At 63.3% G+C, this 23,527-nt stretch carries 28 protein-coding genes; 19 read left to right on the top strand and 9 right to left on the bottom strand.

The features are described 5' to 3' along the window. Positions 1–20 precede the first annotated feature (20 nt). Positions 21–776, bottom strand: coding sequence for a trehalose-phosphatase (otsB, locus tag RQH62_RS22600; protein ID WP_311270905.1), 756 nt, complete (start codon positions 774–776; stop codon positions 21–23). Positions 777–852: 76 nt separating this feature from the next. Then, positions 853–1,023, bottom strand: a complete 171-nt coding sequence (locus RQH62_RS22595) for a hypothetical protein (RefSeq protein WP_311270904.1) — start codon at positions 1,021–1,023, stop codon at positions 853–855. A gap of 130 nt (positions 1,024–1,153) precedes the next feature. On the opposite strand from RQH62_RS22595, the gene RQH62_RS22590 reads away from it, so the two are divergent. The 5 genes from RQH62_RS22590 to RQH62_RS22570 all read left to right on the top strand — a co-directional run bounded on the left by RQH62_RS22590 (position 1,154) and on the right by RQH62_RS22570 (position 6,836). Further along, on the top strand, positions 1,154–2,074 hold the full coding sequence (locus RQH62_RS22590; RefSeq protein ID WP_311270903.1) for a LysR substrate-binding domain-containing protein: 921 nt from the start codon (positions 1,154–1,156) through the stop codon (positions 2,072–2,074). Positions 2,075–2,105: 31 nt separating this feature from the next. Further along, complete coding sequence (locus RQH62_RS22585) at positions 2,106–2,363, top strand: type II toxin-antitoxin system CcdA family antitoxin (protein WP_311270902.1); 258 nt, start codon at positions 2,106–2,108, stop codon at positions 2,361–2,363. Then, entirely contained in the window at positions 2,363–2,659 is a 297-nt protein-coding gene (locus tag RQH62_RS22580; protein WP_311270901.1) for a CcdB family protein, read from the top strand. Before RQH62_RS22585 ends, RQH62_RS22580 begins: the two co-directional genes overlap by 1 nt. Before the next feature lie 45 nt (positions 2,660–2,704). Continuing rightward, entirely contained in the window at positions 2,705–4,993 is a 2,289-nt protein-coding gene (parC, locus tag RQH62_RS22575; RefSeq protein WP_311270900.1) for a DNA topoisomerase IV subunit A, read from the top strand. Positions 4,994–5,081: 88 nt separating this feature from the next. Continuing rightward, the gene (locus RQH62_RS22570; protein ID WP_311270899.1) at positions 5,082–6,836 is read left to right on the top strand and encodes an EAL domain-containing protein; all 1,755 of its coding nucleotides are present in this window, start codon (positions 5,082–5,084) and stop codon (positions 6,834–6,836) included. On the opposite strand, the gene RQH62_RS22565 is transcribed toward RQH62_RS22570, so the two are convergent. Genes RQH62_RS22565 through RQH62_RS22550 form a run of 4 tightly spaced genes read right to left on the bottom strand, consistent with a single transcriptional unit; the run spans position 6,800 to position 9,744 of the window. Then, complete coding sequence (locus RQH62_RS22565; protein WP_311270898.1) at positions 6,800–8,014, bottom strand: CCA tRNA nucleotidyltransferase; 1,215 nt, start codon at positions 8,012–8,014, stop codon at positions 6,800–6,802. The two genes, RQH62_RS22570 and RQH62_RS22565, sit on opposite strands and share 37 nt — an antisense overlap. Beyond that, positions 7,995–8,603 carry a CoA pyrophosphatase gene (locus tag RQH62_RS22560; protein WP_311270897.1) on the bottom strand — a complete coding sequence of 203 codons (609 nt, stop codon included), beginning with the start codon at positions 8,601–8,603 and terminating at the stop codon, positions 7,995–7,997. Before RQH62_RS22560 ends, RQH62_RS22565 begins: the two co-directional genes overlap by 20 nt. Continuing rightward, positions 8,600–9,166 carry a DUF1285 domain-containing protein gene (locus RQH62_RS22555; protein ID WP_311270896.1) on the bottom strand — a complete coding sequence of 189 codons (567 nt, stop codon included), beginning with the start codon at positions 9,164–9,166 and terminating at the stop codon, positions 8,600–8,602. Before RQH62_RS22555 ends, RQH62_RS22560 begins: the two co-directional genes overlap by 4 nt. A gap of 38 nt (positions 9,167–9,204) precedes the next feature. Continuing rightward, positions 9,205–9,744 (bottom strand): N-acetyltransferase, encoded by a 540-nt coding sequence (locus RQH62_RS22550; protein WP_311270895.1) that lies wholly within the window; start codon positions 9,742–9,744, stop codon positions 9,205–9,207. Between the two features lie 122 nt (positions 9,745–9,866). Between RQH62_RS22550 and RQH62_RS22545 the strand changes: the two genes are divergently transcribed. Further along, positions 9,867–10,250 carry a dihydroneopterin aldolase gene (locus RQH62_RS22545; protein WP_311270894.1) on the top strand — a complete coding sequence of 128 codons (384 nt, stop codon included), beginning with the start codon at positions 9,867–9,869 and terminating at the stop codon, positions 10,248–10,250. A gap of 92 nt (positions 10,251–10,342) precedes the next feature. On the opposite strand, the gene RQH62_RS22540 is transcribed toward RQH62_RS22545, so the two are convergent. Then, the gene (locus RQH62_RS22540; protein ID WP_311270893.1) at positions 10,343–11,290 is read right to left on the bottom strand and encodes a 2-oxoglutarate and iron-dependent oxygenase domain-containing protein; all 948 of its coding nucleotides are present in this window, start codon (positions 11,288–11,290) and stop codon (positions 10,343–10,345) included. A gap of 107 nt (positions 11,291–11,397) precedes the next feature. On the opposite strand from RQH62_RS22540, the gene RQH62_RS22535 reads away from it, so the two are divergent. Both RQH62_RS22535 and RQH62_RS22530 read left to right on the top strand, forming a co-directional pair. Next, a complete protein-coding gene (locus RQH62_RS22535) occupies positions 11,398–11,805 on the top strand; it encodes an EVE domain-containing protein (protein ID WP_311270892.1) in 408 nt (135 codons plus the stop codon). 150 nt (positions 11,806–11,955) lie between these two features. Next, positions 11,956–12,246, top strand: coding sequence for a hypothetical protein (locus RQH62_RS22530; RefSeq protein ID WP_311270917.1), 291 nt, complete (start codon positions 11,956–11,958; stop codon positions 12,244–12,246). Positions 12,247–12,372: 126 nt separating this feature from the next. Here the strand turns inward: RQH62_RS22530 and RQH62_RS22525 are convergent, their stop codons facing one another. Then, the gene (locus tag RQH62_RS22525) at positions 12,373–12,675 is read right to left on the bottom strand and encodes a glycine zipper 2TM domain-containing protein (protein WP_311270891.1); all 303 of its coding nucleotides are present in this window, start codon (positions 12,673–12,675) and stop codon (positions 12,373–12,375) included. A gap of 121 nt (positions 12,676–12,796) precedes the next feature. Here RQH62_RS22525 and RQH62_RS22520 point away from each other — a divergent pair, with 121 nt between their 5' ends. Next, entirely contained in the window at positions 12,797–13,237 is a 441-nt protein-coding gene (locus RQH62_RS22520) for a cupin domain-containing protein (RefSeq protein WP_311270890.1), read from the top strand. A 572-nt stretch (positions 13,238–13,809) separates the two neighbouring features. Here the strand turns inward: RQH62_RS22520 and RQH62_RS22515 are convergent. Continuing rightward, the gene (locus RQH62_RS22515) at positions 13,810–14,679 is read right to left on the bottom strand and encodes a LysR family transcriptional regulator (protein ID WP_311270889.1); all 870 of its coding nucleotides are present in this window, start codon (positions 14,677–14,679) and stop codon (positions 13,810–13,812) included. Between the two features lie 95 nt (positions 14,680–14,774). Between RQH62_RS22515 and RQH62_RS22510 the strand changes: the two genes are divergently transcribed. The 10 genes from RQH62_RS22510 (at position 14,775) to RQH62_RS22465 (ending at position 23,377) form a co-directional block, all read left to right on the top strand. Beyond that, entirely contained in the window at positions 14,775–15,932 is a 1,158-nt protein-coding gene (locus tag RQH62_RS22510) for an isovaleryl-CoA dehydrogenase (RefSeq protein ID WP_311270888.1), read from the top strand. Continuing rightward, a complete protein-coding gene (locus tag RQH62_RS22505; protein WP_311270887.1) occupies positions 15,929–17,530 on the top strand; it encodes a carboxyl transferase domain-containing protein in 1,602 nt (533 codons plus the stop codon). The genes RQH62_RS22510 and RQH62_RS22505 overlap by 4 nt, the downstream gene beginning before the upstream one ends. Positions 17,531–17,535: 5 nt before the next feature. Next, positions 17,536–19,386: an acetyl/propionyl/methylcrotonyl-CoA carboxylase subunit alpha gene (locus RQH62_RS22500; protein WP_311270886.1), complete on the top strand. Its 1,851-nt coding sequence runs from the start codon at positions 17,536–17,538 to the stop codon at positions 19,384–19,386. Next, on the top strand, positions 19,383–19,835 hold the full coding sequence (locus tag RQH62_RS22495) for a MaoC family dehydratase (protein ID WP_311270885.1): 453 nt from the start codon (positions 19,383–19,385) through the stop codon (positions 19,833–19,835). The genes RQH62_RS22500 and RQH62_RS22495 overlap by 4 nt, the downstream gene beginning before the upstream one ends. Next, positions 19,832–20,665: a CoA ester lyase gene (locus RQH62_RS22490; RefSeq protein WP_311270884.1), complete on the top strand. Its 834-nt coding sequence runs from the start codon at positions 19,832–19,834 to the stop codon at positions 20,663–20,665. The genes RQH62_RS22495 and RQH62_RS22490 overlap by 4 nt, the downstream gene beginning before the upstream one ends. A gap of 274 nt (positions 20,666–20,939) precedes the next feature. Next, positions 20,940–21,305 carry a hypothetical protein gene (locus tag RQH62_RS22485; RefSeq protein WP_311270883.1) on the top strand — a complete coding sequence of 122 codons (366 nt, stop codon included), beginning with the start codon at positions 20,940–20,942 and terminating at the stop codon, positions 21,303–21,305. Then, positions 21,306–21,695: a DUF2493 domain-containing protein gene (locus tag RQH62_RS22480; protein WP_311270882.1), complete on the top strand. Its 390-nt coding sequence runs from the start codon at positions 21,306–21,308 to the stop codon at positions 21,693–21,695. It begins immediately after the preceding gene. Continuing rightward, the gene (locus RQH62_RS22475; RefSeq protein WP_311270881.1) at positions 21,692–21,910 is read left to right on the top strand and encodes a hypothetical protein; all 219 of its coding nucleotides are present in this window, start codon (positions 21,692–21,694) and stop codon (positions 21,908–21,910) included. Before RQH62_RS22480 ends, RQH62_RS22475 begins: the two co-directional genes overlap by 4 nt. After that, positions 21,910–22,272: a hypothetical protein gene (locus tag RQH62_RS22470; protein ID WP_311270880.1), complete on the top strand. Its 363-nt coding sequence runs from the start codon at positions 21,910–21,912 to the stop codon at positions 22,270–22,272. Before RQH62_RS22475 ends, RQH62_RS22470 begins: the two co-directional genes overlap by 1 nt. Further along, a complete protein-coding gene (locus tag RQH62_RS22465; RefSeq protein ID WP_311270879.1) occupies positions 22,262–23,377 on the top strand; it encodes a hypothetical protein in 1,116 nt (371 codons plus the stop codon). The genes RQH62_RS22470 and RQH62_RS22465 overlap by 11 nt, the downstream gene beginning before the upstream one ends. The last annotated feature ends 150 nt before the right edge of the window (positions 23,378–23,527 follow it).

The following is a 23,527-nucleotide window of genomic DNA, read 5'->3' as shown; positions in this document are numbered from 1 at the left end:
ACAAAGGGGGCTCCGAAAATCTATCCGGCGGCCCCCTCGGACAGATAATGCCTGACGGCGGCAACCTGTTCCAAAAAGAATGACGCCAATGTCGGACGCGGCGTCCCGACCAATATGCCGGCGCCGCCCAGTTTGGCCGCCGCGGCAAAGCCTTCTTCGTCGGTGACGTCGTCCCCGATGAAGACGGGGACGCCGCCAGCCATGGGGGTTTCCTGCATCAATGCTGTGAGCGCGCTGCCCTTGTCCGCGCCGCCGGGGCGCAGTTCGTACAGCATCTTACCATGTTGCAGCGCTAGCCCATGATCGCGCGCCAGCAGGTCGGCGAGCGCGCCCGCCGCTTCGCCCCAGATCGGCGCGCCACGAAAATGCAGGCCGACGCTGATCGACTTGCGCTCGACCAGCAAGCCCGGCTTGTCGTCGGCAAAGGCGTGGAAAGCGGCCTCTACCGCGTCGATTGCGGGCAGACGGGGCGGGGCTTTCACATCCTCACCGGGATGCGCGAATTCCAATCCATGGGTGCCGGACATCAGGAAATCGCCAAAGCCCAGGTCGCGCAGCGTCGTGATCGACCGGCCGCTGACGATCGCCAGCCGCCCGCCCAGCCGGTCGCGCAACCGGACCAGCATGGCCAGCAATTCGTCGGTCACCTCGACCGCGTCGGGCGTATCGGCCAGCGGCACCAGCGTCCCGTCGAAATCGAGAAAGAGCGCCGCGCCCTCCAGCAAGGTGGCGGGCGGCGCGGGCAGGGCGATGGGGGAAAGAAGGGTGTCGGTCACACCTTTAAGAGTGGCGTCTCGGGCCGAAACCGCAACCCCTCATCTCGCAATCGCAGCAAATTCCTATGATCGGCCTTCAGGATTTGCAGATGCGATCGCAGGACCGGTTCTCCGTCCAGGGCGATGCCCATTGTGCCCGATGCAGCGCTCGGAATGCCTGCATGATCGCCGCAATCAACTGGTCGATGCCACGATTGGCATGTTCGCGGCCGGCATTCCACAGCCGGTCGTCATATTCGTCACGCATGATGCCGTCCTTTCTGGGGCAGGAGGCGGACCGGAACATGTGTCCGCGCTCCGACTCTTGCCCGATCAGCGCTTCGTTCGCCAACAAAAGGCTGGACGCCATAGATAAGGTCAGCTTATCAAATGATCCCATGTCCACCCTGCCGCCTTTGTCCGCCATTCGTGTATTCGAAGCCGCCGCGCGGCTGGAAAATTTCACGGCTGCCGCGCAGGAACTGGGCATGACCCAGGCCGCCGTCAGCTATCAGGTGAAGCTATTGGAGGAGCGGCTCGGCCTCAGCCTGTTCCAACGCGTCGGACGCAAGGTGGTGCTGACCGACAAAGGGCGTGAAATCGCACCCGTCCTGACCCGTGCGTTCGACCTGATGCGCGACGGTTTCGCCGCGCTGACGCAGGATCATTCGGCGGTGTTGACGATCAGTTGCACCAACAGCTTCGCCCATCTTTGGCTCGCGCCCCGGATCGGCACCTTCCAGATGCGCCATCCGCATCTGGCTGTGCGTATCCAGGCCAATGATACCATCGTCGATCTGGCCCGCGACGGCGTCGATCTAGCCATTCGCGGCGGCAAGGGAGACTGGCCGGGGCTGGAGGCGAAGCTGCTCACCCACAGTCGCTTAGTGCCCATGTGCAGCCCCGACTGGCTTGCCCGCCATGGCCCGATCGCGGATGCTGCCACTTTGCTTGCCTTGCCCCGCCTTTCGCCAGAGGATAGCTGGTGGCATGACTGGCTGGCGGCGATGGGCGTGGAGGCGAGCGATCATGACGGGCCGCCCGCCATCGCGCTAGACAGTCAGGTAATGGAGGGGCGGGCGGCCATGGCCGGCCAGGGTATCGCCATCCTGACCCACATGTTCTGGCGAGCCGAGGTGGAGGCCGGACTGCTGGTGGAGGCGGTGCCATCCTATGTGCGTGACAAGGCGAGCTACTGGATCGTCTACCCGCCGCATGCGCGCAACACCCCCAAGATCAAGGCATTCCGCGACTGGATCAGCGCCGAATTCGCCGCCGAGATCGCCGCCGATCCGGACGGGCGCTACTTGCCGCGTTGATGTGCCATGCGTATGTTCATGCGCATGATAGATGCGGGAGTCGATGATGACCAGGCATGAACGAATGACTGCGCGCAAGGCGACAAACCTTTCGCTGGACGTCGATCTTGTGGCCGATGCTAAGGCATTGGGCATCAACCTGTCGCGCGCCTGCGAAGAAGGGTTGCGCAAGGAAATTGCGGCGGAACGGGGACGGCGCTGGCAGGAGGAAAATGCTGCTGGCATCGCTGCCTCAAACGCTTACGTGGAAAAATATGGATTGCCGCTCGAAAAATATCGGATGTTCTGATGGCGCGCTTCTGCGTGCATCGCCTGCCTGACGGCGGCCATGTTCTGGATTGCCAATCCGACCTGCTGGATCATCTGACGACGCGCTTCGTGGTGCCGCTGGTTCCGATCGAGCATATCGGCACGCCGATGGCGAAACTCAATCCGATATTCGATGTGGACGGGCTGCAACTGGTCATGATGACGCAATTTTCCGGTACGGTGTCTGCGCGGTCGTTAGGTAAAATCGTTCTATCGCTTGGGGATCGGGATTATGACATTTCCAACGCCCTCGACATGCTCATGTCGGGCTATTGACCAAATCCGTTTCCGTTCACCTTCCGTCCTGCTAAGCCGTCCGCAATGACCGACTATCGCGACCCGTTCGACGCCATCAAGGATCACCCGTTCGACGATGCGCTCCAGCAGCGCTATCTCGTCTATGCGCTATCGACCATCACGGCGCGATCGCTGCCGGATCTGCGCGACGGGCTGAAACCGGTGCATCGGCGCCTGCTCTGGGCGATGCGCCTGCTCAAGATGGAGCCGGGCGGCGCGAACCCGGACATACTGGTCGCCAACCCGGCGCGTAACACCACCAGTTACAAGAAATGCGCCCGTGTCGTCGGCGACGTCATCGGTAAATATCACCCGCATGGCGACGCATCGGTCTATGACGCCATGGTGCGTCTGGCGCAGGACTTTTCGCTGCGCACGCCGCTGGTCGACGGGCAGGGCAATTTCGGCAATATCGACGGCGATAACGCAGCGGCGATGCGCTATACCGAAGCACGCCTGACGCAGGCTGCCGCCGACCTCATGTCCGGGCTGGACGAAGGCACGGTCGATTTCCGCCCCACCTATAATGGCGAGGATGAGGAGCCGGAGGTTTTCCCCGGCCTCTTCCCCAATCTGCTGGCCAACGGCGCCAGCGGCATTGCGGTCGGCATGGCGACCAGCATCCCGCCGCATAATGTCACCGAACTGATCGACGCGGCCGGGCTGCTGATCGACAGTCCCGATGCGGATCATACCGCGCTGATGCAGATCGTGCGCGGGCCGGACTTCCCGACCGGCGGCGTGCTGGTCGACAATGCCGCGATCATATCCGAAGCCTATGCCACCGGGCGCGGCGCTTTTCGTACGCGTGCGCGCTGGCACAAGGAAGAGGGCGGGCGCGGCACATGGATCGCCGTCGTCACGCACATTCCTTATCAGGTGCAGAAATCCAAGCTGATCGAGCAGATCGCCGCGTTGATCAACGACCGGAAACTGCCGATCCTGGCCGATGTGCGCGACGAATCCGATACGGAAATCCGCATCGTCATCGAACCGCGCGCGCGCACCGTCGATCCGCAGATGCTGATGGACAGCCTGTTCCGGCTGACCGATCTGGAAAACCGTTTCCCGCTCAATCTCAATGTGCTCGACGCCAGCCGCACCCCGCGCGTGCTGGGCTTGAAGCCGCTGCTGATCGAGTGGCTCAAGCACCAGATCGACGTGCTGGTCCGCCGGGCACAGCACCGGCTGGAGAAGATCGCGGCACGCCTCGAACTGCTCGAAGGCTATATCATCGCCTATCTCAACCTCGACCGGGTGATTGCCATCATCCGTACCGAGGATGAACCGAAGGAGGTGATGATGGCCGAATTCAGCCTGACCGATCGTCAGGCCGAAGCCATCCTGAACATGCGCCTTCGCTCCCTGCGCAAGCTGGAAGAGATGGAGTTGCGGCGCGAACATGCCGATCTGGTCAAGGAAAAGGACGAGCTGGAGAAACTGGTCGACAGCCCGGTCCTGCAACGCAAGCGCCTGAAAAAGGATCTGGCGGCGCTGCGCAAGCGCTATGGTCCCGAAACCGACCTGGGCCGCCGTCGGACCTTAGTGGAGGAAGCCGCCCCTGCGCGCGAAATTCCGCTGGAAGCGATGATCGAGCGTGAGCCGATCACCGTCATCCTTTCCGAACGCGGCTGGATTCGCGCGATGAGCGGCCATCGCGACCTGGCTGCCGCCGATACGCTCAAGTTCAAGGAAGGCGATGGGCCGCAATATGCCTTCCATGCCTACACCACCGACAAGTTGCTCATGGCGACGGCTACCGGGCGCATCTACACGCTGGCGTCGGACAAGCTACCGGGCGGCCGTGGTTTCGGCGATCCTGTCCGATCGCTGGTCGATATGGACAATGAAGGCGCGATCGTCGCCTTCATGCCGGCGCGGAGCGGTGCCGAGTTGCTGCTGGCTTCGTCCGACGGGCGTGGCTTTATCGCGGCGGTGGCGGACCTGATGGCCGAAACCCGCAAGGGCAAGCAGGTCGTGAACGTCCGCGCCGACGCGAAATTGAGCATCATCCGCCCGATCCCGGCGGAGGCGGACAGCGTCGCCGTCATCGGCGAGAACCGCAAATTGCTGGTCTTTGCCCTTACGGAAATGCCGAAAATGACGCGCGGGCAGGGTGTGCAGATGCAGCGTTACCGCGATGGTGGCCTGTCCGATGCGATCGCCTTCAAGCTGTCGGATGGCCTGAGCTGGGCGATGGGCGGCGAGTCGGGCCGGACCCGGACGGAAAGCGACATGATGCCATGGAAAGTCGCCCGTGGCGCTGCCGGACGCATGCCGCCAACCGGCTTCCCGCGCGACAATCGCTTCTGATTTCAGCTTTTTATCCTTTGGTCTGATTTCCACCACATCGGTGCTTAGCGTTTCCCGAAAATTTACTCCTTCTGGATACAGCGGGGGTATGGAATCGACGTCGGTGCGTAATTTGCCGGTCACACAGACCAGCGGCACCCCCTTGGCTGGGGGCGATGACGCACATCCTGATTGCGCCATCGGCGTGACCGACTGGCTGACGGCCTTGCCCCAGCTTGCCGCCGTTTTTTCATATGAAAACAGCGAAATACAGTTCCAGCGAGGCAATGCCCGCTTTGTCACCGTCTTCCGCTCCAATCCCGAACGCAGCAAGCCGTCGGACCGGGTCACAAAGGAATGGCGAGAAAGGGTCATCGGCTTCATCCAGTCCGGAAACGATTCGGACAGTTTCGAACTACGCCGGGATGGCAAACTCGGCCCTGAATATTTCATGTGTACGCTTGGCCGCCTCCCCGCCGCAGAAGGGCGCCCCGAACAGTATCTCTTCACCGCGATCGACCGCACCAGCGAACGGACGATCGAGAAGAATCTGCGCCGTGAGCTGCTGTCGGACGGCCTGACCGCTCTGCCCAACCGTACCGGCTTCGGCGAGGAAATCGACGATCGGCTGGCGAATGGCTCCTGGCCGGACAACGCGCAATTCGGCATCATCGCCATCGATCTTAGCCGGTTCAGCCGCGTGAACGAATCGCTCGGCCCGATGGCCGGCGACGAACTGCTCATCACGGTTGCCAAGCGGCTCAAGTCCAGCTTGCGGCAGGGCGATGTGCTGGCCCGCATCGGCGGCAATGATTTTGCTATCTTTGCACGACTTAACAATGGCTTGTCAGACGCTCTTCATATCGTTCAGAGGATCAAGGAGGCGCTTAGTTCGCCGATTCGCCTGAGCGATCTCCAGATCCGCGTCGATTGCGCGATCGGCTGCGCCCTGTCGCTCAATCTGGACGATGATCCGGATGACGTCGTGCGCAAGGCGCAGGCGGCAGTGAAGATCGCCAAGCGCAGCGGCAAGGTCGAAATCTACCGCAATGGCGTGCTCAAGGAAGCGCAGCGCCGCTTCTCGATCGAAAGCCGGCTGCGCGATGCACTGGCCCAGGGTGGCCTGACGCTGGCCTATCAGCCACTCATCCACCTCCAGACCGGCGAGATTACCGGGTTCGAGGCGCTGGCTCGCTGGAATGACGAGGAACTGGGCAATGTGTCCCCGGTCGAATTCATCGCCGTGGCGGAGGAAAGCGGCCTCATCACGCCGCTCGGCCGCTGGGCCGCCTATGAAGCAGCGCAGGCGCTTTCGCGCTGGGACGCGAAATTCGGCCAAGCGCTGCCGGTCGGGGTCAATGTCAACCTCTCACCGATCCAGATGGCGCGCGACGATGTCGCCTCCATGTTCGAAGAAGCGCTGCGCTATTCCGGTATTGCCGGCAGCCGCCTGACCGCCGAATTGACCGAAAGCGCAATCATCGCCGATCCAGACAAGGCGCGCAAATTGCTGGTCGCGCTCAAGGGGTTGCAGATGCCGATCGCGATGGACGATTTCGGCACCGGCTTCTCCAACCTCGCCAGCCTGCACAGCCTGCCGATCGACATACTCAAGATCGACCGCAGCTTCGTGTCAACGATGCTGGAGGATCATGACAAGGCGGTGATCGTCCGCACCATCCTGTCGCTCGCCGAATCGCTGAACCTGAAGGTCACGGCTGAAGGGATCGAGACGCAGGCGCTGGCCCACGCCCTGCAACAAATGGGATGCTGGCAGGGGCAGGGCTATCATTTCGCCCGGCCGATGGGCGAAAATGACGCATTCGATTATTGGCGCGCCCGCTGGAATTTCGAGACGATCTGATCCGCGATCGCTCCGACGCGATCCGTGTCCGGAAAATCCTCCGCCACCCATTGAGCCTGCACCGCGTGCAAGGCTTTGGCCACGTCCGGCCCGGCTGGCAGACCGCGCGTGATCAGGGCCCCGCCACCGATCGGCAAGGCCGGTGGCGTCCAGTTTTCCAGCGCGGCCAGCGCGGACAAAGACTGTTCGCCATCCAGCAGCAACCGGTCGATCGCGCCTTCCACCCCGATCCGATAGGCCAGCGCACGCGGCGTCTCAGCGGTGGCTGCTGCCGGCTCCAGCGCCACGACCAGTCGCTTGCGCGCCTTGTTCGACAATTTGAGCCGCGCGCCCACGTTATCGGCCAGCGCGGGGTCCGGAGGGAGCAAGGCCGCCAGCCGGCGCAGCGCCGATCCGCCGATTTTGCTTTCCGCCTCCCGCGCGATCAGCCTTTCGACCCGCGCCACGCCGGCCATATCCACCTCCGGCAACACCGGACGCAATATCCCGCCCTCTATCATCAGCTTGAGCGCATGGACCGGCGCCGCGACGCCCAGCAATTTCAGCAGTTCGTCGGCGATCCGCTCCCGCGACAGCGCCATCAGGCTGTTGGCGGCGGCGACGCAGGCATCGTACGCGCTACTGTCCAACTCGTTGTCGCCATAACGCGCCAGAAAGCGGAAATAGCGTAGGATGCGTAAGTGATCCTCGGCAATCCGCGCCGATGCGTCCCCGATGAAGCGCAAGCGCCGCGCTGTCAGATCGGCCAGCCCGCCGAAATAATCGCTGATCTCGCCGGTCAGGGGATCGGCATAGAGGGCGTTGATGGTGAAATCCCGCCGCGCCGCATCTTCGCGCCAGTCGTCGGTATAGGCGATGGTCGCGCGTCGCCCGTCGGTGCTGACGTCGCGACGCAGCGTCGTGATCTCCACCGGCCCGTCAGGCAGGACGGCGGTGATGGTGCCATGGTCGATGCCGGTCGGCACCGCCTTGATCCCCGCCGCCTTCAGCCGGTCGACCACATCATGCGGGTCCAGCACCGTGGCGACATCCAGATCATTGACGGGCAGCCCCAGCAAGCCGTCGCGCACCGCTCCGCCCACGAAGCGAGCCTTGCCCTCAGCCACATCCAGAGCGATCAGCAATCCGTCCAGTCCGGGACGGTGGCGCCAGGTCGCGTCAGGCGGCAGGACGGTCATGGCCCAGCCTCCGCGACAAATTGGCCAGGATCGCTGCTGTAATGCCCCAGATACGCCGTCCCTCCCAGAAAATCTCATAATAATGGCGCGTGACGCCGGCAAATTCTGCTTCGCGCCGCATCCGGTTTGCCGGATCGAGGGCATAGGCCAGCGGCAGTTCGAACCAGTCCGCTACCTCGCTTTCCTGCGGGCGCAGCGGCAGGTCGGGCGGAATGACGCCCAGCACCGGGATGATATCGAAACCGGTGAAAGTGCTGTAGCGATCGGATGTGCCCACCACTTGCACCTGATCGGGCGCTAGCGCGATCTCCTCCTGCGCTTCCCGCAGCGCGCCGGCAATCTCGTCGGCGTCGCCGTCGTCCACGCGGCCACCGGGAAAAGCGATCTGCCCTGCATGTTTGCGCAGCGTCGTCGCGCGCTCGGTCAGGATCAGGCCGGGTTCGGGCCGGTCGGTGATCGCCACCAGCACGGCCGCCGGCGCCAGCGCTATGTCACCCATGATCCGGGGATCGCGCACGTCATCCAGCGCGATATCGGTTCTCCTGTGCCCTTCCTCCAGTGCGGCGCGCAGCCGCTGCGCCAGCGTCATGCCGCGCCATCCAGTGGGAAGAAAGCGCCCTCGCTCCAAAGCCCGACCCGATCGCTCTCTTCGCCCAGCGCCAGGTTCATCAGTTCATAATAGACGCTGCGCCCGACCAGCGCCTCCAGTCCGCCGCGCACATGCAGATAGGGATGTGGCCCGTCCGGCGTCTCCCGCACGGTCAGTCCATGGTCAGGCCCGGCGGTGACGATATCCCCGCTGTTCAGGCGGAAAGCCAGACTGCGCGCCCGCCCTTCACCTTCGCTCTTCAGTTCGACCGCGACGAAGGGGGCATCCTCTACTTCGATGTCCAGCTTCTCTACCGGGGTGACCAGCACATGGCTGCCGTCCGGCTCGCGCCGCAGGATCGTGGAAAACAGCCGGACCATCGTTTCCCGCCCGATCGGCGACCCCTGATGATACCAGGTGCCGTCGCGGGCGATACGCATCTCGCTGTCGCCGCAATGATCGGGATTCCATTTCTCGACCGGGGGCAGGCGCTTTTCGGCGGCCAGCCGCGCAATATCGGCGAGCGACAGGGTGGACAGGTCGGGCAGGGGTTCCATCGGCATGGGGCGGAGATAGGAGCCTGCGGCCCGCAGGCAAAGACCTAATCGGCCGCGACGGATATTCTGGGGCTGAGCATGCCAGTGCCGCCGACCGGACGGCCATCGACGGACAGCGCCAGCAGCCGGCGCGGCTCGAATGGACCGGGCGCGTCCCAGCCTGTGGTGCCATCGGCGGCAAAGCCCCAAAAGCGGCCATAATATTCCGGATCGCCGATCATCATCAGCGGCTCGCACTCCATCGCGCGGGCGGTGGCGACCACCGCATCCATCATCGCCCGGCCATGGCCGCCAAATTGATGGGCAGGCGTGACCGCGACCGGGCCGACCATAATCAGCGGTGTCTGATGCCCATCCGCATCGGTCAGCGCCACCGGCCAGCTTTGCAGCGACCCGATCAGCGCGCCGTCGCCATCGACCGTGGCGAAGGAGAGGGCGGGCAGCCACGGCATGTCCTGACGGATGCGATAGGCGGTGCGGCCATGACGGTCGGGGCCGAACGCCGCGTCGAGCAGCAACTCGATCGCCGTTTCGGGCTGACTGTTAAGAGGCACAATGTCTGACACGTCTTGCCGATCCGCCATCAATGGCGCATGGGGCAGCGCCGGAAGCGGGGCTTTAGCGCCCGCTTCGCAAAATGAAAGACTAAATAGGCCCCGGCCCGCACCATCTTGTGGGGCGGACGCGGCCCTGATGTGGCAAGGCTATGCAGACTGGATTTGACGATTTTCTGACGCTGGAGGTCAACAACCTGCACGTCGATGTGCTGACCGGCATCTATTCGGAGGAGACGCATCTCCCCCAGCCGCTGCGCATTTCCATCCGCGCGCGCCTGCGAATCGCCGATCATTATGAGCCGGAAACGCCGCTGACCGCGTCCAAAAACTATATGGACCTCAAGCACGCCGCATCGACCGCGCTGCCCGAAGGCGTGCATTTCACCCTGATCGAGGCGGTGGCCGATCATATCATCGACACCATCTTCCTTCAGGACGACAAGGTCAGCCATGTCGAAGTGAAGATCGTGAAGCTGGCGCTCAGCGAGCGCGGCGAGGAAATCGGCATCACGCTGGGCCGCGGGCGCAGGTAAATTAGGTTCCGTTCGGTTCGAGCTTGTCGAGAACTGTTCTCGACGCGCCTTCTCGACTTCGCTCGAAGCCTGCTCGAACCGAACGGAATTTTCTATATTTTCTTGATCAGCCCGATCTCGATCAGCCGCTCGGTCAGATAATCATGCGCGCTGATCGGCGGATCGCGGCGCGGATTATCTTCGCTCACGCATTGCGGCAGCGCGTCGATCATGAAATCGGGGCGCAGGTGCAGGAAGAAGGGCATGGAATAGCGCGAATGGCCGCGCCTTTCAGGCGGCGGGTTGACCACGCGGTGGCTGGTCGATGGCAGCAGATGGTTGGTCAGCCGCTGCAACATGTCGCCGACGTTGATCGCCAGCGCGCCGGGCGGCGGCACCACGGGCAGCCAGTTGCCGCTACGATCCTTCAGTTCCAGCCCGCCTTCTTCCGCGCCCAGCAGCAGGGTGATGAGGTTGATATCCTCATGCGCGCCCGCGCGGATGCCCGGCGCCTCCGGCGAAACCGGCGGATAATGAAGCAGGCGCAGGATCGAATTGCCATTTTCGATCGGCCCGTCGAACCAGCGTTCGGGTAGCCCAAGATAGAGCGCAATGGCGGACAGCAATTCCGCGCCCACCCGGTCGAACTCGCGATAGAGTTTCGCGAAGACTGGCTCGAACTCCGGCATTTCGCTCGGCCATACGTTCGGCGGCATCGTCTCGGCCAACGGATCGCCCTCGGGCAGGTCACGGCCGACATGCCAGAATTCCTTCAGGTCATTCTCGCTCGCGCCCTTGGCGATCTCGACGCCGAACGCCGTATAGCCACGTTGCCCGCCGTTGAACTTGGCATCATAGGCGCGCTTGGTTTCAACCGGCTGGTCGAAGAAGCGACGCGCCAGTGCCCAGCCATCATCGACCAGCTTCTGGTCCATACCATGATCCTTCACCATGGCGAAACCGAAGCGTTGGAAGGATTGGCCGAAGGCCGTGGCGAAGTCCGCCTTGCTCATTTCCGCCATGGACAGGACAGGCACCTGATCCAGTACCGCTTGCGACACGTCTTATCTCCACTATTCGTTCAGAAGGGGCGATGGCTCATCATATAAGGCCGGCCCGCGCATGACGCATCCTTGATCGCGCCGGGGCGCTGTTGCAAGGAGGCAGGATGAACTACTGGCTGATGAAATCGGAACCCGATGCCTTCTCCTATGACGATCTGGTCAAAAAGGGGAAGGCCGAATGGGACGGCGTGCGCAATCACGCAGCCCAGGGCCATATGAAGGCGATGCGCAAGGGTGACCTCGCTTTCTTCTATCACAGCAATATCGGGGTCGAGGCGGTCGGCATCATGACCATCGTAGAGGAGGCCGCGCCCGACAGTACCGATGATACGGGCAAGTGGATCGCGGTCCATGTCGCGCCGGTCGAACGGCTCGCCAAACCGGTGACGCTGAAGGCGATGAAGGCCGATTCGGCGCTCGCCGACATGGTGATGCTGCGCCAGTCGCGCCTTTCCGTTGCCCCGCTGACCAAGAGGGAGTTCGACCATATCGTCGGACTATCAAAGGCTTAATCGGTCAGTTGGGACGCGGTTGCACATGATGCAATCGGAACGTCATTTTTTGCGATTGTCGCTGTAACGCACCGCGCCATATGACGCCCTCAACAGAACAAGAATATAAGAGGTGTTTGATCGGCATTCACAAGGAGTTTACCCATGCGAATGCTGTCCAAGTTCATTGTCGCCGGCGCCATCAGCGCCATCGCCGCCACCGCTGTCCAGGCTGAAGAAGCTGCTCCCAAGCAGCGCTTCACCCACGAAGGCTATACCTACGTGTATGAAGTGAAGGACACGAAGACCGGCAAGCAGATTTCCGGCCGTCGCTTCCCTGACGCTGTCGCCTTCAATCTGGCCGTCAAGAACGGCAAGGTTTCGGGCGTGTCGGGTGGCCAGCAGGTCGCCTTTAAGGTGGAAGACGCGCGCGGCGCCGCTTCGGACGCTGCTGCCGACTAATCGGTTGCACGCTTCAAACAGATAGGGACGGCATCCGACGGGATGCCGTCCCTTTTTTGTTGCCATCAAGCGGGGGCAGCCGCTGAAAGACCGGCGCGCGCTCCTGACACGCGCCGGTTATTGGCATCAGCGGCAGGTGCGCTTGCTATCGATCGACTTGCCGAGCAGCGCGCCGCCGGCTGCGCCCAGGATCGTGCCGGTGGCGCGGTCGCCACGGGTGTCGATTGCGCGGCCGACCAGCGCACCGCCGACGCCGCCGACGATCAGACCGGTGGTGCCGTTCGACTTGCGGCAATAGGTCCGGCCGTCACGACCGCGCCATTCCTTGTAGCGATAATGTTTGCGGGCCTGGGCACCATCCGTCGGGACGGCCATCGACACCGGGATGGCCAGCGAGATGGCGGCCAGGGCGAGCAGGGCATTACGCATGATATTCTCCTCCGAATTGCGTGATTTGTCGCTTCAACCCTTCTACATTGATCCAGGTTGCATGAACGTCAGGCAACAATTTAAGTCACTGTTTCCAAGGCAATAAAATTTGAGGTGATGGATGGGTGGTGACGATGAACGGGAAGGGCGCCGGCTGATCGAGGCGTTGGACCTTGCGCCTCATCCCGAAGGCGGCTGGTATCGGGAGACGTGGCGCGCCACCGCCGCGCCGGGCGAACGGGCCGCCGGCACCGCGATCCTTTTCCTGCTGGAGGCGGATCAGCGATCGCACTGGCATCGGGTCGATGCCGACGAGCATTGGTTCTGGCATGCCGGTGCGCCGCTCATCCTGTCCGTCGCCGCGCCGAGGGAGGGTGCTCGCGACCTGCTGCTCGGACCGGACATTCTCCACGGCCAGACGCCGCAGGGCTGGGTGCCTGCGCAGCACTGGCAGGCATCGACGCCGCAGAGTGGCTGGACGCTGGTCAGTTGCACCGTGACGCCGGGCTTTGATTTTGCAGGCTTTTCTCTGGCACCACCGGATTGGTCGCCGCCGCGCTGAGAAGTTATCCACACTTATCCACAGCTTTCGACGGCGGCCTGTCAAAAATCTGTCCGATTTCGCTTTGAACGACTCGGACGTGGTGAGACGATCCTTATATCGAGACGGTGGAAACGGAGCGATCCAATTCCGGAAATCCCTGAGAAATCAGGAATTTGAGCCGTAACGACAGTCCATCGGCAGGCAATATCCGTAAGGGTGGAGCCGGGCAGACGGACGGGATGCTTGAAGCCCTTGCCGGGTACGCGCGAAAGTGAACGTCGGGCATGGAAAGCAGGCATTTTAAGCTTCGATCGGCGGCCTTAGGCCAGAAGTCGGAGCAAAACCTGAGCAGCGCCTTCGCCCGAAGGATGACGCACAGGATCGGCGGACCGATGATCGCATCTCCTCGTGAGACGCGGATCGCCTCCACATGATCGAGCATGCCGGTTTCGGCCGACGGTTCGAAAAATGCGTGAGGAGCAGTCCGACGGAAGTGGGGACCGGCAGCAATGCCGGCCCCCATTTTGCGTTTGGGAGCAGGCCCCTTGCCGATTTATTGCCGCCTGAGGCCGCGATCTTCCGCCTGTCCGTTAATGCGCAGCCGCGGTGCGGATGGCCGCCGAAAAGCGCTGGAGGCACTGGCTGTCTTCGACCCGCCCGGCATTGGCCGGATCGACCAGCAGCCCGATCCGCCGCCGCATGTCGAAGCCACTGAGCAACGGCATGGCGATGCCCGGTTGCGCATAGCAGCGCGGCATCACGGTGATGCCCAGCCCGGACCGCACATGGGCAATGGCGCGATCGTCGCTGGTCGTGCGCGCGGCGAAGAAGGGGCGGATGCCGCGCTGGGTGAAGAAATGGCTGACCTGCGACAGTGCCTCGCAATTGCGGCGGACCAGCATGTCGGCGTCGGCCACCTCTTCCGGTTCCAGCATCCGCCGGTGCGCCAGTGCATGGCTGTCCGACAGGGCCAGCGCATAGCCTTCCTCGAACCATGTTTCCCGCGCCCGCGCATCATTGCCCAATATGCCGACGATGGCGTCGATCCGCCCCCGCTCCAGTCGCGGTAGCAGGTCGCGCATCCGCCCTTCGACAATCTCGATCTTCTCGCCGTCCACCTGACAGGCGTCGCGCGTCGCCGCCTCGATCCAGGCGGAGGGCAGGGTGGATATCACCCCGACCCGGACCAGCCGGCTCTTCTGGTCCAGCGCCATCGCCTGCACCGCCTTGGCGAATTCGGCTTCGATCCGCCGGGCATGGACGGCAAAAGTTGCGCCGAAACTGGTCAGTTCGACGCGCCGGTTGGTGCGGTGGAACAGCATATGGCCGGTGAGGGTTTCCAGCTTTGCGATGCCGACTGACAAAGTGGGCTGCGACACCCGGCATTGCTGCGCCGCGCGGGAGAAATTGCCCTGATCCACCACGGCCAGGAAATAGTGGATCAGATAGCGTTCGATCATAGATGACATCTATTATATGCTTATCGCACGGTCAATTTTTCAAAAGGGTGGCGGGCTGCTATGCTCGCCCCAGTCAAAAATCTAAGGAGAGGCCGATGGCGCCCGATTTCGATTTCGCGCTGGGCGAAACTGCCGACATGATCCGGGATACGACAGCCCGTTTCGCAGCCGACCGCATCGCGCCGCTGGCCGTTCGGATCGACGCGGAGGACTGGTTCCCGCGTGACGAACTGTGGACCGCCATGGGCGAACTCGGCTTGCACGGCATCACCGTGGAGGAGGAATGGGGCGGCCTCGGCCTCGGCTATCTCGAACATGTCATCGCCTGCGAGGAAGTCAGTCGGGCTTCCGCCTCGATCGGCCTTAGCTATGGCGCGCACTCCAACCTCTGCGTCAACCAGATCCGTCGCTGGGGCAATGAGGCGCAGAAGGCGAAATATTTGCCCAAACTGATCTCCGGCGAACATGTCGGATCGCTCGCCATGTCGGAGGCTGGCGCCGGGTCCGACGTCGTGTCGATGAAGTTGAAGGCGCGGGAGACGGACAGCGGCTATGTGCTGGACGGGACCAAATTCTGGATCACCAACGCCGCCTATGCCGACACTCTGGTCGTCTATGCCAGGACCGGCGAGGGCAGCAAGGGCATCACCGCCTTCCTGATCGAGAAGGGCATGCCCGGCTTTTCCATCGGGCAGAAGATCGACAAGGTCGGCATGCGCGGATCGCCGACCGCCGAACTGGTGTTCGATAGCTGCGAAGTCCCGCGCGAGAATATCATGGGGCCGCTGAATGGCGGCACGAAGGTGCTGATGAGCGGCCTGGACTATGAACGGGCGGTGCTGGCGGGCATCCAGCTCGGCATCATGCAGGCCTGCCTCGATACCGTCATCCCCTATGTCCGCGACCGCAAGCAGTTCGGCCGGCCGATCGGCAGCTTCCAGCTGATGCAGGCCAAGATCGCCGACATGTATGTCGCGCTCAACAGCGCGCGCGCCTATGTCTATGCCGTCGCCCGTAGCTGCGACGCCGGCAAGACCACGCGCTTCGACGCGGCCGGCGCGATCCTGCTGGCCAGCGAGAATGCGGTGCGCGTCGCGCTGGAGGCGGTGCAGGCGCTGGGCGGCGCGGGTTATACGAAGGACTGGCCGGTCGAACGCTATATGCGTGACGCGAAGCTGCTGGACATCGGCGCGGGCACCAACGAAATCCGCCGCATGCTGATTGGCCGCGAACTGATCGGGGCCGCACAGTGACGGGTCCGGTCATCGATACCGCGCTGTCATCCGATAGCGAGGGATTCCGCGCCAATGCCGCGCATAACCGCGCGCTGGCCGACCAGTTGCGCGCCGACGTCGCCAGCGCTGCGCTGGGCGGCGGAGAGGTTGCACGCGAACGCCATGTCGGCCGGGGCAAGCTGCTCCCGCGCGACCGCGTCGAAAATCTGCTCGACGCCGGCAGCCCCTTCCTCGAAATCGGCCAGCTTGCGGCGAACGGCCTTTATGGCGGCGATGTCGCGGGCGCGGGCATCGTGGCCGGCATCGGCCGGCTCCACGGCCGTCAGGTGATGATCGCCGCCAATGATGCCACGGTGAAGGGCGGCACCTATTTCCCGCTGACGGTGAAAAAGCATTTGCGCGCACAGGAAATCGCGCTCGAAAACAATCTGCCCTGCATCTATCTGGTCGACAGCGGCGGCGCCAACCTGCCGCATCAGGCGGAGGTTTTTCCCGATCGCGACCATTTCGGCCGCATTTTCTACAATCAGGCGCAGATGTCGGCGCGCGGCATCCCGCAGATCGCCTGCGTCATGGGCAGTTGCACCGCCGGCGGCGCCTATGTCCCTGCCATGTCGGACGAAACGGTGATCGTCCGCAATCAGGGCACGATCTTCCTCGCCGGTCCGCCGCTGGTGCAGGCGGCGACGGGAGAGGTCATCAGCGCCGAGGATCTGGGCGGCGGCGACCTGCATGGCCGCAAGTCGGGCGTGGTCGATCATGTCGCCGACAGTGACGATCATGCGCTCAGCATCGTGCGCGATATCGTGGCGACCCTCGCGCCGCAGGGCGTGCCGCCGGTCAACCTTCAGGAACCGGTCGCACCGAAATATGACCCGGCCGAACTCTACGGCATTATCCCGCAAGACGTCCGCGCGCCTTATGATGTGCGCGAGGTGATCGCTCGCATCGTCGACGGCAGCGCGTTTCACGAGTTCAAAGCGCTCTACGGCACCACGCTCGTCTGCGGCTTCGCCCATATCTGGGGCATGCCGGTCGCGATCCTCGCCAATAACGGCGTGCTGTTCAGCGAAAGCGCGGTCAAGGGTGCGCACTTCATCGAACTGGCCTGCCAGCGGAAAATCCCGCTGCTGTTCCTCCAGAATATCTCCGGCTTCATGGTCGGCGGCAAATATGAGGCGGAGGGGATCGCCAAAAATGGCGCCAAGCTGGTCACCGCCGTCGCCACCGCCAGCGTGCCCAAGATCACGGTGTTGATCGGCGGCAGTTTCGGCGCGGGCAATTACGGCATGTGCGGTCGGGCCTATCAGCCGCGCTTCCTCTTCACCTGGCCCAACAGCCGCATTTCGGTGATGGGTGGGGAACAGGCGGCATCGGTGCTGGCCACCGTCCATCGCGACGCGAAGAGCTGGACCCCGGAGCAGGCGGATGCCTTCAAGACGCCGATCCGGCAGAAATATGAGGAAGAGGGCAATCCCTGGTACGCTTCGGCCCGGCTGTGGGACGATGGCATCATCGACCCGGCCCAGACCCGCGACGTGCTCGGCCTCGCCTTCGCTGCCGCTCTCAACGCCCCCATCCCCGAACGCCCGGCGTTCGGCGTGTTCCGGATGTGATTCCCATGATCCAGTCCCTTCTCATCGCCAATCGCGGCGAAATCGCCTGTCGCGTCATTCGCACTGCGCGGCGGCTCGGCATCCGCACCATTGCGGTCTATTCCGATGTGGATGCGCAGGCGCTGCATGTCGCGCTGGCGGATCAGGCCGTGCATATTGGCGCTGCGCCCGTACGCGAAAGCTATCTGCTGGGCGACCGAATCATCGCTGCCGCGATCGACACCGGGGCGGAGGCGATCCATCCGGGCTATGGCTTCCTGTCGGAAAATGCCGATTTCGCGCAGGCGGTGATCGATGCGGGCCTGATCTGGGTCGGGCCTGATCCCGCCAGCATCACCGCCATGGGCCTGAAGGATGCGGCCAAGACGTTGATGGCCGACGCCGGCGTGCCGGTGACGCCGGGCTATCTGGGCGACAATCAGGATGCCGATCATCTGGAGAGCCAGGCCGCGCAGATCGGCTATCCCGTCCTGATCAAGGCCGTGGCTGGCGGCGGTGGCAAGGGGATGCGGCTGGTCGAGCAGCCGGCCGACTTTGCCGATGCGCTGCTGTCCTGCCAACGCGAGGCGGCGTCTTCCTTCGGCAATGCCCATGTGTTGATCGAAAAATATATCCAGCGCCCCCGCCATATCGAAGTGCAGATATTCGGCGATAAGCACGGTAATATCGTCCATCTGTTCGAGCGCGACTGCTCGCTTCAGCGCCGCCATCAGAAGGTGATCGAGGAAGCGCCCGCGCCCGGCATGGATGCGCAGACGCGCGAAGCCCTGTGCGCCGCCGCCGTGCGCGCGGGCAAGGCGGTCGACTATGTCGGTGCGGGGACGATCGAATTCATCGCCGACGCCTCCGAAGGGCTGCGCGCCGACCGTATCTGGTTCATGGAAATGAACACGCGGTTGCAGGTCGAACATCCCGTGACCGAAGCGATCACCGGGCAGGATCTGGTCGAATGGCAGTTGCGCGTGGCGTCGGGCGAACCTTTGCCGCGCCGGCAGGATGAACTGACGATCAATGGCTGGGCGATGGAAGCACGCCTTTATGCCGAAGATCCGGCCAAAGGCTTCCTGCCTTCGATCGGGCGGCTCGATGCCTTCGATCTGGGTGACAGCGTCCGCGTGGATACCGGGGTGGAGCAGGGCGCGACCATCTCGCCTTATTATGATCCCATGATCGCCAAGCTGATCGCCCATGGCGACACGCGCGACGCGGCGCGTACCGCGCTGGCCGAGGCGCTGGATCGCTCCGTGGTCTGGCCGCTGCGCACTAATGCCGGTTTTCTGGTGAGAGCGCTGGCCCACCCCGATTTTGCCGCCGGGCAGGTCGATACCGGCCTGATCGCGCGGGAAGGGGAGGCGCTGATGCCGGCCATCCTGCCGAGCGACGCGGCATTGGCGAAGGCAAGCGCCAGCATCGGCGGTGCCGGCGCGCTCGCGGGTTTCCGCCTCAACGGCGCGGGGCGGCGAACGGCGCGCGTGCTGGTCGATGGCCAGCCGGTCGATGTGACGATCGGGGCTGGAGGCAAGACCCTGACCGCAGCCCCGCAGGCCCGGACATTGGTGACCGAACATGGCCGCAGCTGGCAGGTCACGCCCTGGCGCGCGGCATCGGGTGGCGCGGCGGCGGCGGGCGACGGCGCGATCCTCGCCCCTATGCCCGGCCGCATCATCGCCGTCGCCGTGGCGCAGGGCGACAAGGTAACGAAGGGCCAGAAGCTGATCACGCTGGAAGCGATGAAGATGGAACATGGGCTGACCGCGCCCTTCGACGGAACGGTGGAGGACATGCCGCATGCGCAAGGTGCGCAGGTACAGGAAGGCACATTGTTGGTGCGGATCGTGGCGGAGGATGCGGCATGAGCGGCCGTCATTATGACGAATGGCAGGTCGGCGACCGGATCGAGCATCCTATCCGCCGGACCGTGACGGAGACGGACAATCTCCTCTTTTCCACGATGACCCATAATCCGCAGCCTTTGCACATCGATGCGGAGGCGGCGCGGGCGAGCGAGTTCGGGCAGATTCTCGTCAACGGCACCTTCACTTTCTCGCTGATGATCGGCCTGTCGGTCGGTGAAACGACGCTTGGCACGCTGGTCGCCAATCTGGGCTATGACAAATTGGTCATGCCCAAGCCGGTCTTCATCGGCGACACGATGCGCGCCACCAGCGAGGTGGTGGAACTGCGCGACAGCAAGTCGCGACCCACTGCCGGCCTCGTCACCTTCCGCCACGAGCTCATCAACCAGCGGGATGAGATCGTCTGCCAGTGCCTGCGCACCGCATTGCTGCAACGGCGCCCTGCATGAGGTTGCGCTCGCTCCTCTTCGTGCCGGGCGACCGGCCGGAGCGTTTTGCCAAGGCCGCCGCCAGCGGTGCGGACGCCATCATCCTTGATCTGGAGGATAGTGTCGCGCCGGATGGCAAGGCGCGGGCGCGAGCGGCCATAGCGGACTATCTCGCTGCCCCGGCAGCAGTCGGTCGCTTCGTGCGAATCAATCCGATCGACAGCGGCCAACTGGACGCCGACCTTGCCGCAGTGGCTGGTGCCGACGGCATCGTCCTGCCCAAATGCGAAGGCGCCGCCACCGTCGCCCTGCTCGCCGATCGCCTGCCGCCCGCTATGACGATCCTGCCGATCGCGACCGAAACGCCGCAGGCCGTCTTCCAACTGGGCAGCTATGGCGCGGTCGCGGATCGGCTCTGCGGCCTTACCTGGGGGGCGGAGGATCTGCCTGCGGCCATCGGCGCCATCGGCAGCCGCCATGCCGATGGCCGTTATACCAGCCCTTATGAAATGGTCCGCGCCATGACCCTGTTCGGCGCCCATGCCGCCGGCGTCGCGGCGATCGAGACGGTCTATCCCGCCATCCGGGACGAAGCCGGCCTTGCCACCTATGCTGCGCGTGGTGCGTTTGACGGTTTTACGGGCATGATGGCGCTTCACCCCGCGCAGGTACCGATCATCAACGCGGCCTTCACCCCCACGGCGGATCAGGTCGCGCAGGCGCGCTCTATCGTTGCAGCCTTTGCCCAGTCCCCCGGCGCAGGTGTCCTGATGCTGGACGGCAAGATGATTGATGCCCCACATTTGCTTCAGGCTCGAAAGCTGCTGGCGCGTGCGGGTGAGCCAGTCTGATTTTCGGCTGCTTGTGTGGGAATGGTGCCGGATGAGGGGATCGAACCCCCGACCTTCGGTTTACAAAACCCGCTATCCGGTTCCGATTTGACCGGTTTCTCAGGGTTTTCCTGATCCCTTCGGGTGATCTTATCCCAGCTTTCCGGGCTTAAACACGGTTCAAAGGTGCGAGGCGCACCTTAGGGCGGTGGTTCATCTTCACATCGAAAATTCGGCCCCGAACGCGAGTGGCATCGCGCCGGGGCCTGACCAACACGATGATGGAGACATCGCCATGGATGCTGACACCAATACCGCAGGCGGAATCCGTCTGGAAGCCCCGACGATCGACGGGGACGGTAACTCCAATTACTCGCCCTGTCGGACCGGGCTCCACTTCTGCGGCTCTACCCCGGATAACGAGCAGCCCTATACGGCGGCCAACATTCCGGCGACCAGCTTCTGGCAGGCGAACGAGATGTTCAGGGCGGCCCGGCGCGTCGGAGAGTGTGCAGAGGTTGAAGCGGACTTCTGCGTTGACCTGATGCTGGCCGGCGACTGCGAGCAAGACTTCTGGTCGAACCGCCAGCTATTCCCGGTCATCCTCGCGGAGATCACTCGCCCTCTCGCCACCCGCCCCACCGATACGGGGAGAGGGTGAATGGGCTCGCCTGAGCGCATCCTAGTCTGCGGCGGACGCGACTATGCCGATCAAGCCATGCTGTTCGGCGTGCTGGACATGCAGGCAGAGCAAGGGCCAATCAACGCCATCATCCAGGGCGATTGCCCGACTGGCGCTGACAAGCTGGCTCGCATGTGGGCGATTTCGCGCAACGAGCATTATGATTGCTATCCGGCTGACTGGCGCGCCCATGGAAAGGCCGCTGGCCCCATCCGCAATCAACGGATGCTGGACGAGGCAAAGCCCACCAAGGTCTTCGCCTTCCCCGGCGGACGAGGGACTGCGGACATGGTTCGGCGGGCAAAGGCTGCTGGCGTGCCGGTCTACCAGTTTCCCGATTTCTCTGCCTCAAGGAGTAATACCCAATGACCGAAGCAGAGCGAATAGCGGCTGGCTTGTCGGAGGCGCAGCGCGTCCTTTGGATACGGACGATCCTAGCAATGGCTGGCACAGCGCCGCAGCGGAATGCCTTCGTAGATGGCTACAACGCAATGCTCATCACGCGCTGGGCTAGCCCGACGATGCGCGAATATCATGCGCTTGGCGAACAGGTCCGCGCAATCCTCCTGAAAGGAACCGAGTGATGGTGGATATTGAGAAATTGCGGGAGGTACTGACCTTCTTGTCGGCGGTTATGCCTTTGTCGGCGAAGGATGGTCCTGACTACGCTGAGATAATCGGCGCAGATGGAAGCAAGATCGCATTGACCATGAGGCCTGAGCTTTTCGCCGCCGTCAACGAACTTCCCGCCCTCCTAGACGAACTAGAGCGCAAGACGAAGGCGTTGGAGGAGTTTTGCCAGTCTGCGGAATGCGCAGCCGGGTGTGACGAAGGCTGTTCCGAAGACGACGCTTATTCCGAAATTCTATCTTTTGCCGGGTCAGCGCTGGCCGTTTCTTACGCCGCCGCTCGCGCCGCCCTGAAAGGAACCCCCAATGACCACTGACACCCCCTCGCATGACCTGCGTAGCGCGCTGGAGCCGTTCAAGCATTTCGATGGGCCGCTGCCGGACTATGACAGCCCGATGCGCTGCGTCTATGAAAGCGGCATCCAGTATGCTGTGAACCTGCTGGCCAAGACGCTTGAAGTCGATGATTGGGAGCCGTGCGACGGAACCGAAGAGTTTGACGGCGACCTTGGCGGTACGCTGTTCAATATCGTGCTGGCCGCTATGCCGAAGAACGCTGATGGCGATCCCATGCACCCGGAAGAGGTCCGCCGCGCCCTCGCCTCCGACACCATCGGCAACGGGGGTGGGGATCGGTTGCATTACAGCGGTGATGTCATGGAGGCCGTTCAGCGGCTAATTGAGCGTGGCCGGGCAACGCTGGACAAGGACGGATATCTGGTCGCCTTTGCTCGCCGGGAAGTCCATGCCGACGATTGCGATGCGATGCAGCGTCCGCGAGCAGATTGCACTTGCGCGCCTACCATCGCACACTCTCCCGCCGCTGAGCCGGTTGTGCTGCGGGAGGCGCTGGATCAGTGTATGAAGCAATTCGCCTTCTACGCCACGGAACACGCCAAAGCGGGCAAGGCGGAGAAGGCGGCAACAAACCAGCGCTTTGCCGATCTTTGCCACACGGCCCTCGCCACCCCAGCGCGAACGGATGATGCCGCGCAGGCGGGCGGGAGCGTGACGCAATCCGATGCCGACGCGGCCAACGCATGGATGCGCGATCATCTGGACGGCGGCAATGCGCCCGGCAGTCTGTGCATCGCCTTCGCCCAGCATCGCGAGCGCCATGCACAGGCGGGCGGGGATGTGGCGGCTATGCGGGAGGCTTTGGCCGAACTTGATTGGCTTGGTGAGTTGGCCAAGAAATCCGTCGATACTGCTGGTGCCTGCGACGGCATAGATGCGGCAATTGAACAAATCCGTGGCGCCATCTCCACCCAAGCAGCTTACCCCACTGGCGCGGGGGAGGGTGAGCGCCTTCGCATCGGTTGGTGGAACGACATGAAGGCGCGCGGTGTCAGCGATGAGGCAGCTATCCTCAAGATACAGGCCGCCCTTACTCCAGCGGATGCGCGGAAGGGGGACGGGTGATGGGCGCTGTTCTCGACGGCCGAGCGCTGTTTGAAAAGATCATAGAGCGACCGCAATCATTGTTTGATCGGGTGTGGCAAATTGTCGTTTCAGAGGCACGATCAGACACGCCCGAAGGTCGGGCTGCGATTAAGGTGCGATTGCTGGATA

The organism is Sphingobium sp. WCS2017Hpa-17 (assembly GCF_031843765.1).
Lineage (GTDB): Bacteria > Pseudomonadota > Alphaproteobacteria > Sphingomonadales > Sphingomonadaceae > Sphingobium.
This window is presented reverse-complemented; position numbering and strand designations above follow the sequence as displayed.